Source organism: Streptomyces sp. NPDC028910, from assembly GCF_055564955.1.
In genome coordinates, this window is sequence record NZ_JBVHVF010000006.1 from 22,700 (window position 1) to 34,851 (window position 12,152).

The window sequence follows — 12,152 nt, forward strand, 5'->3', positions numbered from 1 at the left end:
ACCGTGATCTACCAGTCGCCCGGCGTCTACATCGAGGAGGTCCCTTCCGGGCCCCAGCCGATCGCCGCCGCGTCCACCAGCGTGGTCGCCGCGATCGGCAGCCTGCGCAAGGGACCCGTCAAGGTGCCGACCCGCGTCACCGGGTGGGCTGACTTCGTCCGTACCTTCGGTACGGCGCATTCCCGTGGCTTCACGCCGGAGGCCCTCTACGGATTCTTCGAGAACGGCGGTACGGCTGCCTGGGTGGTCCGTGCCGATCCCTCGGTGGCCGCTGCGTGGCGGATCTTCGACGGCGCGGCCACCGCGGCACCCTCCTTCGACGCCCATGCGACCTCCCCCGGTGCCTGGGCGAACGGCGTGACGCTCGGCGTCTCCCCGGACCTGACCGGCGGCGCCGGGACGATGGCCCAGGCGGTGGTCTCCGGCCCGGTCAGTGTTCCTGCGGGCACGATCAGCATCCCGGTGCGCAGCTCGGGCGGGTTCCTCGCCGGGGACACCGTCATGCTGATCAACGGTGACGGAGACACTGCCGAGGCCACGGTCAACACGGTGGGCGACACCTCCCTGAACGTCACATCCGGCGACCCGATCACTCTCGCCGCCGATGATGTCGTCGCCGCCCGTACCACCGCGGCACCGACCACGATCCTGCTCGCGAGCGGTTCCGGTCTGAAGCCGGGCGACCTGCTCGCGGTCCAGCGCGCGGACGGGTCGCGGGTGACGGGGGTGATCGCGAGCGTGGTGAAGCAGGGCTCGCGTACCGCCGTCACGCTGACCGCTCCGCTCGGATCGGCCGTCGTGGGTGCCGGTCTGGCGCGGCGCATCGCGCGCTTCCGCGGCACCATCGCCGGCGGCGCCGCCACCTTCACGCTCGGCCAGATCACCTGGGAGGCGGACCCGGGCCTCGTTCCGGTGAACTCCGACTCCCAGATGGCCAACGCCCGCGCCACGGTCAGCTCGGGCGCCGTAGCGGAGTTCAGCGGGACGCACTTCGCGATGCCGGGCGGCCAGAACGCCCCGGCCGGGACCGTCCTCGTCGACGCCCAGGTCAGGGCAGCCGTCTTCACCGAGACGATCGACCTCACCGCCAACAGCGTCGGGGACGTGCTCGCCCGCTTCGCGTTCCTGCCCGTGGACACCACGATCGAGCTGACCGCCGGGACCGACACCACCAAGGTCACCCGGACCGGCGAGGCCACCGCCACCACCACCGGCGCGGCCCTGCCGAAGACCTTCACCAGCGCCCGGTTCGTGCTTCCCGCGAACGCCTCGAAGGGTGTGGTGGTGCGCTGTGCCGTGGCGCCGCGCGTCGGCGAGTTTATCGAGTTCGACGCGACGAAGCGGCTGCGCGTCACCGGGGTTGAGAACCCGACCGGCAGCGTGTATGTGCTCCGGTTCGACGAGACGAGCAATCTCTCCGCGGTCGACGCGTCCCGCCGGTTCCCGCTGGTGGCGTTCACCTCGACGGAGTTCTTCCCGGTGCGGTTCACCCTGACGGTGTCGGACGGCGGCACCGTGGCCGAGACCCACGCCGGTCTGGCCCTCGACCCGTCGCATCCGCGGTACTTCGCCCGCGACGGAGTGGTCAACGGGGGCTCGGCCTACATCACCGTGGCGCCGCGGGCCGCCGGGGCGGGGGCGATCAGTGAGACCACGACGCCGGCTTTCGCGACCTCGACCCAGGCGGGGATCGATGTCACTCCGTCCAACGCCGACTTCAAGTCCGGCCTGGACGCGCTGGAGACGCAGCAGGAGCCCGCGCTGGTGATCTGCCCGGACAGCGTCACGCTGGACGATCCGCTGCTCCAGGCGGACCTGGTCGGCGCGGTGGTCGACCACTGCGAGGAGTTCCGGCGGTTCGCCGTCGTCGACGCGCCCGACCTGTACGACACCGAGTTGCTCGACTGGCGCAACAAGACGGTGGCGAGCACGTACGCGGCGGTGTACGCGCCGCATCTGAAGGTGGTCACCATCGATCCGGAGTCGACCGACCGGTTCCGCACGGTTCCCCCGTCGGGTTTCGTGGCCGGTGTCTTCGCGCGGACGGACCGCGAGCGAGGTGTTGCCAAGGCCCCGGCGAACGAGCAGGTCAACGGCATCGTCGGGCTGTCGCAGGCGTACACGACCCGGCGGCAGGACCTGCTCAACCCGGCGGCGGTCAACCTGCTGCGGGCGTTCCCCGGGCGGGGCATCCGCATCTGGGGCGCGCGGACCGCGACGGACGACGTGACCTGGCGCTACGTCAATGTCCGGCGGCTGTTCAACTTCGTCGAGCTGTCGGTGGAGAACGGCACCCAGTGGGTGGTGTTCGAACCGAACACGGCCTCGACCTGGATCCGGATCAAGGTCTCGCTGGAGGGGTTCCTCGACCAGCTCTGGCGGGCCGGTGCGCTGGCGGGCACCAAGCCTGAGGAGGCGTACCGGGTGTCGGTGGGGCTCGGGGAGACGATGACCGAGACCGACATCGACCTGGGGCAGGTGATCACCGAGGTGGCCCTCGCGCCGGCGAAGCCCGCCGAGTTCGTCATCTTCCGGTTCAGTCACAAGCGGCAGTCCGAGTGACCGCGCACCGCCCGTTCCGAAGGAGCCCGAGATGAGTACGCCGATCAACTATCCGCTGACCACCCTGCACTTCGAGGTGCAGTGGGACAACAACCAGACGTCGAGTTTCTCCGAGGTCAGCGGCCTGACCATGGAGGCGGAGGTGGTCGAGTACCGCGGCGGCAACGACCGTGCCCTGACGGTGCAGAAACAGCCCGGTCTGAAGAAGTTCGGCCCGGTCACCCTCAAGCGCGGGATCATCCCGGCCGAGTCGGGCAACGGGCTCTTCGCCTGGTTCAACACCATCGTGGCGGGTAGCGTCGAGCGCCGCGACGTCTCGGTGAGTCTCCTGAACGAGGCGCGCCGTCCGGTCATGACCTGGAAGATCCAGTCCGCCTGGCCGACCAAGATCGAAGGTCCCGGTCTGAAGGCCACCGGCACCGACATCGCCCTGGAGACACTCGAGTTCGCCTGCGAGAACATCACCATCGAGGTGAGGTGAGCCGATGCTGCCCGTCAGCGCACCCAATGTCCGCCCCTACCTCGGCGCGCATTTCGTGCTCGCCGTGGAGGGGCTGAGCGCGGTCGCCTTCTCCAAGTGCTCCGGCCTCGCGGGCGAGGTCGGCGTCGAGGAGTATGCGGAGGGCGGGGAGAACCGCTTCGCGCACCGGCTGCCGACGCGGGCGTCGTTCCCGAATCTGGTGCTGACTCAGGGGACGGGCCCTTCCACGGAGTTGTGGAGCTGGTTCTTCGAGTATCACACGACCGGGGTGGTGACCCCGCGCGCCGGTCAGATCTCGCTGCTGTCGCACGTGGACGGCGCGGTCGTGCCGGTGCGGGTGTGGGCGTTCCGGCGCGCCTGGCCGGTCAAGCTCACCGGGCCCGACCTGGACGCGCAGGCGAGCGCGGTTGCGGTGGAGTCGCTGGAGCTGGCGCACCACGGTCTGGTGCTGGCACCGGTGGGGGTGTGACATGGCGGTGGTGATCTCGGAGATCGTCACGGAGTTCGTGACGGCGCCGCGCCCGGAAGGGGCGGGTAGCGCGCCGGGCGGCGCCGACCTCCCCGAGGAGGTCGTGGACGCGATCGTCCGGCGGGCGGCGGAGCGGGTGCTGGAAATCCTGAGACGGGAGTGGGACCTGTGATCCTCGACGCGGCGCTGCTCACCAAGCTCACCCTGGAGCCTTACCGGGACCAGGAGTTCCAGGAGCCGGCCGGGGCGCCGTGGCGGGCCATGCTCAACCCGACGGAGCTGGCGTTCTCGCGGAAGAACACCTACCAGGCCACGCCGTCCGCCGGGTCCTCGGCGCCGCAGCAGTCCTTCGGCGGCGGCGAGCCCGACCAGGTGCAGATCGACCTGCTCCTGGACGGGACGGGCGTGATCGAGTCCGCCGAGACGGTGGGTGAGCGGCTCGACGCGTTGCTCGCGCTGACCGAGTTCCAGTCCGACACCCACCAGCCGTACTACGTGCACGCGTACTGGGGCCGGTTCGACTTCCGAGGGGTGCTGACCCAGGTCGACGTCACGTACAAGCTGTTCGACCGGGACGGGGAACCGCTGCGGGCCGCGGCGAAGCTGACCCTGAAAGAGGTCGTCGCCCCGCAGGAGGCCGCCGCCCAGGAGCGCCGCGAATCCCCCGACCTCTACCAGACCTGGGAGGTACGGGAGGGCGAGCGGCTCGACACGATCGCGTACCGGGTCTACGGCGACGCCGCGTTCTGGCGGCCGCTCGCGGAGGCCAACCGGCTCGTCAACCCGAGCGGGCTGGTGCCCGGGCAGGTGCTGCTGCTGCCGCCGAAGGCGGCCGACCGGTGAGCCGCTACGGTGACGGGGCGACGCCGGACCGGCCGGAGTTCGAGGTCCGGATCGGCGGGACGGCGCTGGCGCCCCTGGTCCAGCGCGACGTGGTCGAGATCGATGTGTCCGAGGAGGTAGGGCGGCACGGCCGGCTCAGTCTGCTGGTGCAGAACTGGGACGCGGACACCCGCACCGTGCGGCACAGCGACGGGGCCGCTTTCGCCCCGGGTAGCGCCGTGGAGGTGCTGCTGGGCTACCACAGCGACCTCGCCCCGGTCTTCACCGGTGTGATCACCTCACTGACGGCGCACTTCCCGTACGACGGACGTCCGCTGCTGCGGGTCGACGCCCGGTCACGGTCGGCCTTGCTGGCCCACCCGGCGCGCTCGCGTCAGTTCACCGACGTCACCGACGCCGATGTGGCCGCCGCCATCGCCGCCGACCACGGCCTGACCGCTGACGCCGCGACCGGGGTGAGCCGACCGGCCGTGGTGCTCGACCGGATCAGCGACTGGGAGTGGCTGACCGCGCGTGCCGGGGAACTCGGCTGGGTCACCTACGTGCGTGACACCACCCTGGTATTCCGCGCACCGTCCGGCGAGTCCGCGCGGCACTCCCTGGAGTACGGCCTGAACGTCACCGAACTGCACCTCACCCAGGACCTCACCCACGCGGTCGACCCGGTGGTCGCGGCTGGCTGGGACGTGGCAGCGGTGGAGGTGATCGAGCAGGAGGCCGGCCCGTCCCAGGCGGACGTGGAGCTCGGCCGCCGGCCGGACCACGGCGCCGCGCTCTCCGGCGCCGGATGGCCGCTGCGCGGAGCTCGGCTGGCCGATCCGGCCATCGGCTCGGCGGAGGCTGCCGACGCGCTCGCCACCGGAGCACAGCGCCGGGCGGCCCTGGGCCATCTGCACGGCACCGGAAGGCTGGTCGGCAACGCGGCCTTGCGCTGCGACCAGTGGATCTCCGTATCCGGGGTCGGCGAGCGGATGTCCGGTCCGCACTACCTGACCGCGGTGCGGCACCGGCTGTCCGGCCAGGGCTACCGCACCGAGATCCAGGTGGGGCGTCCGCCGGTGCTCGCGCCGCGGGAGGCCCGCGCCGGCGCCGCCCCCGGAGGGCTCGTGGTCGGCGTGGTGGCCTCGTTGGAGGACCCGGAGGGCCTCAACCGGGCCAAGGTGACGATGCCGTGGCGCGGCGACGACGGCGAAGGGGTCTGGGCCCGGCTCGCCACGCTGGACGCCGGGGACGGCTACGGCACGGTGTTCTCGCCCTCGGTCGGCCAGGAGGTGCTGGTCGGGCGGCTGAACGGGGACGCGGCGGAACTGGTGGTGCTCGGCTCGCTCTACAACGGCACCCAGCAGCCGCCGGTGCCGGTCTCGGACGACGCCAACCAGGTCCGGGCGATCGTGACGCCCGGCGGGCACACGCTCCGGCTGGAGGACGGCGACTCCTCGGCCGTGACGATCGACACGCCCGCCGGCAACCGGCTGCTGCTGGCGGAGGCCGACTCCGCCGTGTCGCTCACCCACGGCGACAGCGGGAACAGCCTCACGCTCTCCGGCGACGGCATCGAACTCAAGGCCGCGCAGGGCGACATCGTGCTGAAGAGCTCCGCGGGAGCGGTGAAGCTCGACGGCATCCGGATCGAGGGCGCCTCGACCGGCCCGTCGAAGTTCGAGAGCTCCGCCACCTTCGACCTCAAGGCGTCCGCGACCATGAAGGTCTCCGGCGCCCTCGTCACCATCAACTGAGGAGGGACCATGCCCGCTGCTGCCCGGGTCGGGGACCCGACCGTGCACGCCGGGACCGTCGTCGGCCCCGGCGTCGCCACCGTGCTCGTCGGCGGGATGCCGGCCGCGGTGCTGGGCGACATGCACGCCTGCCCGATCCCCCCGCCCTCCCATGTGCCCTCCGCGCCCTTCGTGGCCGGGTCGGCGACCGTGCTGATCGGTGGCCGGCCCGCCGTACGCGCGGCGGACCCCTGCGGCTGCGGCGCGAGCGTCGCGGTCGGCTGCCCCACGGTGGTGTTCGGATGACCTGGGCCGCCGATCCCCAACTCGGCCGCGGCTGGGCCTTTCCACCGCGCTGGGAGCCGTACGGGGACGGCACTACCGCCGTCGTGCAGAGCGACGGAGCGGCTCGGGTGCAGGAGGCGATCCGGGTGCTGCTGCGTACCGAGATCGGCAGCCGCGTCATGCGCCCCACCTTCGGCGTGGGCGTCGAACGGTACGTGTTCGAGCCGTGCACCGCGGATGTCTGCCACCGGCTGGCGTCAGCGGTGGAGCGGGCGCTGCTGCTCTGGGAGCCACGGGTGATCGTCGACGAGGTGGAGGCCGTGCCGTCGGGTGAGGCCGAGGGCCGGATCGACGTCCGGATCGTCTACCGGACCGACCGGCACAGTCGGCCCGACAACATCGTGCTGCCGTTCTGGGCCGGGGGTCCGGCATGACCGAGGCCATGGGGGCTGGGCAGGACGGCGCGTCGGGCCCGCGTGCCGAACTCGCGATCGTCGCGGGCCTGACGCCCTTCGACGAGGACGGGCGGAGCTGGCGCGATGTGCTGTTCGCGCCGGACGGCAGGTTCTCCCGCGCCGGTGACCCGGACCGCATGCTGCTCGCCGCCCTGCTGGCGGAGTACCCACGGCTCGACCGGCACGCGGCCACCCTGCCCGAACGCGCGCACCTGGACTGGCTGGAGCGCGTCCTCGGGGTGCCCCGACTTCCGGTGCTGCCCGACCGCGTGGTCGCCCAGGCCACCGTCGACCCGCGGCTCGCGCCCGCCGTGATCGAGCGGGGTGCACTGCTGCGCGGCGGGAAGGACGCCACCGGGGCGGAGCGGCGGTACGCCACCGAGGAGGCGCTCACCGCGCACGGCGCGGCCCTGACCGGCGTACGCACTCTGGTTCCCGGCGGGCCGTCCCCGGCGCTGCCGGGCCTGGCCGGATCGGCGCCGGACTTTCCCCTCGATCCGCACGCCGGCTCCCCGGCACCGCACCGGATGCGGGTGCACAGTCCGCTGCTCGCCTTCGAGGGCGGCTCGATGACGGTGGAGCTCGGCTTCGCCGGGGCCGCCGACGCGGCCGGGCTGGCCCCCGCCGTCTGGCACTACCCGCGCCCGGACGGCACCGAGGGGGAGACCACGTGCGCCGTCTCCGCCGCCACGGTCACCGTCGTACTGGCCGGGGGGTGCACGGCGGCCCCCGGCGGGATCCCGTGGATCGAGGCCCGGATCCCGGCCGCGGCGGACCTCCCTGTCGACCTGGCCTTCCAGCGCGTCGAGGTGAAGGTGGTCGCCCGGCCGGTGCAGCCCCAGGCCGGCTACTTCAACGACGGCGCACTGGACGTGACCAAGGAGTTCCAGCCGTTCGGCGCGGTCGCCAAGCGCGGCGACGCCCTGTACCTGCGCTCCGACGAAGCGTTCGGCAAACCCCTTTCGGCGCTGGAGGTCACGGTCGAGGTGCTGCAGGAGGAGGGCGCGCTGCTCAGCGCCGCGTTCGGCGGCAGCGGGGTCCCCTCGTCCGTGAGCCGCGCCGTCGCGCAAGAGATCGAACGCCTCCAGGAGACCACGCCGCTCGGCACGTCCCACCCCGTCTGGCACACCCTGGAGAAGATCCGGGATCACCTCAGACCGGGCTCCGAACCGAGGGTGCAATGGCAACGGTACGAGGACGACGGCTGGGTCACGATCGCCACGGTGGAGGACGCCTTCAGCGGCTTCAGCGCGACCGGTCTCGGCGGTGTCACCTCGTCTCCGAGCCTGGCTGGCGGCGAACGGGGGCACCTCATCCGGGCCTTCCTCGCGGAGGGCGACTTCGGCTGGACCGACTACCAGGCGGCGGTCGCCGACTTCGCGACCAAGGCGGTGGCCGGCGGTAAACCCACGATGCCGGTGCCGCCGGTCGCTCCGGTCTGCTCCCGGATCTCGCTGCGCTACACCACCGTCGCGGTGCCCGCCGCACGCGTCGAGGTGCTCAACGGCTGGGCGAGGCGGGTGAAACCCGCGGACGAGGAGCCGTTCCGGCCGTTCACCCGCACGGTGTCCGACCGGGGGGACACCGGCATGGTCGCGATCGGACTCGACCTCGCGGAGAGCGCCGCCGGCTCGACCGTCTCGCTCTACCTCGACGTCGACTCCGCGGCGCCCTGCGACAGTACGGAGGACCCGGACGCCCGCTGGGAGTGGTGGGGGGAGGGCCGTTGGCGTCCGCTCGCCGTTGCGGATGGGTCCTCACTGCTGCGGGAATCCGGCCTGCTGCGGTTCCTCGCGCCGTCCGGCCGGCCGAGCGGCTGCCCGGACGCCGACGCCGGGAGCGGCCGCTGGATCCGGATGGTCACCACGACCCCGGAACGGATCGGCGGGCTGCGCGCCGTGGTCCCGGACGCGGTGACCGCGGCGTACGTCAGCACGTCGGCGGTGCCCGGGCTCGACCCGAGCTCCCGCGCGGCCCTGCCCCCCGGCACGATCAAGGGCACGGTCGCCAAGGTCACCGGGGTGAAGAAGGTGACCAATCTCGCCGGCGTCGCGGGCCGGGAGCCGGAGGGCGACGCCGGATACCGCCGCCGGGCCTCGGGGCTCACCCGGCACCGCGGCCGGGCCCTGACCGCCTGGGACTACGAGGAACTCGTCTCGGTGGGCTTCCCCGAGGTGGCGACCGTACGCTGCCTGCCGCACACCGCCACCGACGGCACCCGCCGGCCGGGCTCGGTCGGACTGGTCGTCCTGCCGGACCAGCGCTCACATCCGGCGCCGCGCCCGTCCGTCAGCCTCTCCGGACGGATCGCCGACGCGCTCGCGCCCCGGCTGCCGCTGCACGCCTCCCCCGCCGTGATGTGCCCGCTCTACGTCGCCGCGACGGTCGAGGCCGGCATCACGCTGCGGCCCGGGACCGCCGCGCTGACCGGGCTCCGCGACATCACGGCGGCGCTGGAGAGCTGGCTTCACCCGCTGAACACCTCGCCGGCCCGGTGGGGCGTCAGCCTCTACCGTTCCTCGCTCGTGGCCTTCCTCGACCGTCTCCCCTGGGTCGCCGCGCTCGACTCGCTGGTCCTGCGCGGACCGGACGGCGTACCCGCGCAGTCGCTCCCGGTCGACGCCTGGCGGGGCCTGTACTGCTCGTCCGCACTGCACACCCTCGACGTCCGGGAGCACCTGTGAGTGGGGAAGCGGTCCCGTCCGCGGCGCCGCCCGTCGATCCGCTGACGGTGCGCCCGATCCTGGTACGGCGCCCGGCTGACCCGGACGCGGACTGGACGACGCTGCGCGACCGGATCCTCGCCGCCTGCGGTGCGCCCGCCCCGGGCTGGAGCGACCAGAACCCCGTCGACCCCGGCACCACCTTGGCCGAGGCAGGGGCGTTCGCCCTGGCCGATCTGCACCACCGCACGGCGTCCCGGGTGCCCGCCTGGCCGGTGGAGGTGCCCGCGTGGCTGCCCGAGGAGGAGCGCCACTGGTACGCCACGCTGCCCCAGGGTGAGTTGGCCGAGGCCGCCCCGGCCGACGCCGTCACCCCGACGACCGCCCTCGCCGACCGGCTCGCGGCAGCGGCGCCGGCGGCCGCCGGTGCGGGCAGTACCGCCGCCGTCCTTGAACCGGTGATCCGGCGGTGCGGCTCACCCGACGAGGCCGCCGCGGTCCTCGCCCGGGCCCCCTGGGCGGGGCGGTTCACCGCCGAGCAGGTGCCCGTCGTGATCGCGCTGATGCGGGCCAGGCTGGTCCGCGCGGCGGCCCACGAGCTCTCCGGGCAGGTCGCGGACGCGGTGGAAGAGCAGCGGGGGACGGGCGGCACCGTGGCCGAGCGCGACGCGCGCGCGGCGGCCGCGCTGGGGAAGGTGGTGCCCCTGTGGCCAGAGGAGCTCGTGGCGCTGGTACGCCGGGAGCGTCGCCGCCGCAGTGTCGAGACCGTCCTCGGCAGGCTCTCCGAGGTGGCCGCCGCCACCACGCCCGAGGCGGCGGCCGCCGTGCGCGCCCGGCTGTCGGCGCCGGAGTACGAACTCACCGAGGCCGAGGTCGATGCGGCGATGGCGGGCGCCCGGACGCCGCCGGATACGGTCCCCGAGGACCTGGAGTACGAGGACGGCAGGAGCCGGTTCTGGCCCCCGCATCCGGTGCAGGCCCTGACCTGCGAACCGGTCACCGCCGAGGACTACGCCCGCCGCGCCCGCAGCCACCCCCGGGTGGGCCGGGCATGGGCGGTGGCGGGCAAGCTGCCAGGCGTCGGCTGGGACGGACGCAAGGCCACGGAGGCGGAGAGCCGGGCGGGCACCGTCACCCTCGTGGTCGAGCGGGTCGTCGGCACGGGGCCCGAGGAGCCGTTCCTGCGCGAGGTACTGGCCACCGCGATCGGCTCGGAGGTGATCCAGCCGCACCCGACCTGGCGCGAGGATCTGAACGCGCTCGACCCGCGCCGGGTGATCGGCGACGAGGTGGGCGCCGCGCTCCTGCGGAAGGTCCCGGTCGTCCTGCAAGGGTGGCTGGTCGCCGGGGTGGGTACCGACCGGGAGGCGCTCGTACTCCGTGCCCGGTCCCGGGTGGAGGCCCTTTTCGACGAGGGCCCGGAGTCGCGGCGCCCGGCCGGTCAGGGGCGTTCCGCTTCCGGCGCGGCGGCCGCGGAGCGGATCGACGGGCCGTGGCCGCGGGTGGACCAGCCGCAGGCCGGGTGGACGCCCGGTGACCCGATCCGGTTCTCCGATGTGGTCGAGGCGCTGGCCGACGATCCCGCCGTGCTCGGTGTGGAGGACCTCGCGATCGGGGTGGACGGCGCACCGCCCCTCGACTTCTCGGCGGGCGCGGTCCTGCTGCCGGCCGGCTCGGTGCCCGCCGGGTCGGTGCCCGCCGGGTCGGTGCCCGCCGGGTCGGTGCCGGAACCCGCCGGTGCGGTGGCGGTGCCGGCCGGGGCGGTGCCCGATCCCGAGCTGATCGACGTCCGGTGCCTGCGGGTCCGGCTCGCACTGACAGCGGGGTGCGGCGATGCGTAGCGCCGACTACACGCGCGTTGCCTCGCTGCTGCCGCCCGTCTACCAGGAGGACGCGCTCTCCTTCGCGCAGCTGGACGCCTTCCTCGGTCTCGTGGACGAGCTCAACCACGCCTACCTCGAACGGCTGGAGGATCTCGCCCTCGCGCTCGGCCCGGACGCGGCGCTGCGCTGGCCCGCGGGCCTGCCGCTCGACGCGGGCGCAGACGCACTGATCGCCGCGTACCTGGCGGTGTACGACGAGATCGCCCGGCGGGTGGCGTTCACGTTCCCGGGCAGCTGGCCCGCGGACGAGCGCGGCGTGGGCCTGCGGCGGGCGTTCCTCGCCCGGTCGGCCCGGATGTGGCGCCGCCGCGGCACTCCCCGCGGCTTCCTCGACTGGTTCTGCCTGGCCTTCGGGATCGCCGCCGCCGACCGGCCCTATCTGCTGGAGCACTTCAAGGTGCCGGGGCCGCGGATCGCCGAACCCGGGCTCACCGGGACCCTGTTCGTGCCGACCACGACCCGATTCGAGGACCACCACCAACAGGCCGAGGCGATCAGCTTCGTCCAGCGCTACGCCCCGGCACACGTGGCGCTGCGGGTCTGCTGGACCAAGCCGGGATTCGTCCCGCCGCAGCCGCCGGAGCCCCCGGTGCCGGGAGCGGGCAGTGACCTCACGCCGGCCGAACGGGCCGCGTTCGAGACCGGGATCGACCAGTACCGCAACGATCTGCGCGCCCTGCTGTGCTCGATCACCTCCTTCGTCGACCACTCCCACGGCATCCGGATCTGGGAGTGCGTGGACGAGGGCCGCACCATCGACCGTCTCGACGTCGGGCGCCTGCCCGACGAGGAATGA

General features: G+C 73.4%; 11 protein-coding genes. All 11 read left to right on the forward strand.

All coding sequences use genetic code 11. The features are described 5' to 3' along the window. Positions 1–3: 3 nt before the first annotated feature. The 11 genes from ACZ4TV_RS10680 to ACZ4TV_RS10730 are packed head-to-tail and all read left to right on the forward strand — an operon-like array spanning position 4 to position 12,152. Positions 4–2,562, forward strand: a complete 2,559-nt coding sequence (locus ACZ4TV_RS10680; RefSeq protein ID WP_468132915.1) for a phage tail sheath family protein — start codon at positions 4–6, stop codon at positions 2,560–2,562. Positions 2,563–2,593: 31 nt separating this feature from the next. After that, the gene (locus ACZ4TV_RS10685) at positions 2,594–3,043 is read left to right on the forward strand and encodes a phage tail protein (protein ID WP_468132917.1); all 450 of its coding nucleotides are present in this window, start codon (positions 2,594–2,596) and stop codon (positions 3,041–3,043) included. A 4-nt stretch (positions 3,044–3,047) separates the two neighbouring features. Beyond that, complete coding sequence (locus ACZ4TV_RS10690; protein ID WP_468132919.1) at positions 3,048–3,512, forward strand: phage tail protein; 465 nt, start codon at positions 3,048–3,050, stop codon at positions 3,510–3,512. 1 nt (position 3,513) lies between these two features. Beyond that, positions 3,514–3,684: a hypothetical protein gene (locus ACZ4TV_RS10695; protein WP_468132921.1), complete on the forward strand. Its 171-nt coding sequence runs from the start codon at positions 3,514–3,516 to the stop codon at positions 3,682–3,684. Then, positions 3,681–4,355: a CIS tube protein gene (locus ACZ4TV_RS10700; RefSeq protein WP_468132923.1), complete on the forward strand. Its 675-nt coding sequence runs from the start codon at positions 3,681–3,683 to the stop codon at positions 4,353–4,355. The genes ACZ4TV_RS10695 and ACZ4TV_RS10700 overlap by 4 nt, the downstream gene beginning before the upstream one ends. Beyond that, positions 4,352–6,091, forward strand: a complete 1,740-nt coding sequence (locus tag ACZ4TV_RS10705; RefSeq protein WP_468132925.1) for a phage baseplate assembly protein V — start codon at positions 4,352–4,354, stop codon at positions 6,089–6,091. The genes ACZ4TV_RS10700 and ACZ4TV_RS10705 overlap by 4 nt, the downstream gene beginning before the upstream one ends. Positions 6,092–6,100: 9 nt before the next feature. Beyond that, positions 6,101–6,376: a PAAR domain-containing protein gene (locus ACZ4TV_RS10710; RefSeq protein ID WP_468132927.1), complete on the forward strand. Its 276-nt coding sequence runs from the start codon at positions 6,101–6,103 to the stop codon at positions 6,374–6,376. Further along, positions 6,373–6,789 carry a GPW/gp25 family protein gene (locus tag ACZ4TV_RS10715; protein WP_468132929.1) on the forward strand — a complete coding sequence of 139 codons (417 nt, stop codon included), beginning with the start codon at positions 6,373–6,375 and terminating at the stop codon, positions 6,787–6,789. The genes ACZ4TV_RS10710 and ACZ4TV_RS10715 overlap by 4 nt, the downstream gene beginning before the upstream one ends. After that, positions 6,786–9,494 (forward strand): hypothetical protein, encoded by a 2,709-nt coding sequence (locus ACZ4TV_RS10720; protein WP_468132931.1) that lies wholly within the window; start codon positions 6,786–6,788, stop codon positions 9,492–9,494. Before ACZ4TV_RS10715 ends, ACZ4TV_RS10720 begins: the two co-directional genes overlap by 4 nt. Continuing rightward, entirely contained in the window at positions 9,491–11,314 is a 1,824-nt protein-coding gene (locus ACZ4TV_RS10725) for a hypothetical protein (protein WP_468132932.1), read from the forward strand. Before ACZ4TV_RS10720 ends, ACZ4TV_RS10725 begins: the two co-directional genes overlap by 4 nt. Further along, positions 11,307–12,152, forward strand: coding sequence for a hypothetical protein (locus ACZ4TV_RS10730; protein ID WP_468132934.1), 846 nt, complete (start codon positions 11,307–11,309; stop codon positions 12,150–12,152). Before ACZ4TV_RS10725 ends, ACZ4TV_RS10730 begins: the two co-directional genes overlap by 8 nt.

Bases quoted from the DNA above. Each gene is read 5' to 3' on its own strand.
- ACZ4TV_RS10685 (WP_468132917.1), top strand. From the start codon at position 2,594: ATGAGTACGCCGATCAACTATCCGCTGACCACCCTGCACTTCGAGGTG.
- ACZ4TV_RS10690 (WP_468132919.1), top strand. From the start codon at position 3,048: ATGCTGCCCGTCAGCGCACCCAATGTCCGCCCCTACCTCGGCGCGCAT.
- ACZ4TV_RS10695 (WP_468132921.1), top strand. From the start codon at position 3,514: ATGGCGGTGGTGATCTCGGAGATCGTCACGGAGTTCGTGACGGCGCCG.
- ACZ4TV_RS10710 (WP_468132927.1), top strand. From the start codon at position 6,101: ATGCCCGCTGCTGCCCGGGTCGGGGACCCGACCGTGCACGCCGGGACC.
- ACZ4TV_RS10715 (WP_468132929.1), top strand. From the start codon at position 6,373: ATGACCTGGGCCGCCGATCCCCAACTCGGCCGCGGCTGGGCCTTTCCA.
- ACZ4TV_RS10720 (WP_468132931.1), top strand. From the start codon at position 6,786: ATGACCGAGGCCATGGGGGCTGGGCAGGACGGCGCGTCGGGCCCGCGT.
- ACZ4TV_RS10730 (WP_468132934.1), top strand. From the start codon at position 11,307: ATGCGTAGCGCCGACTACACGCGCGTTGCCTCGCTGCTGCCGCCCGTC.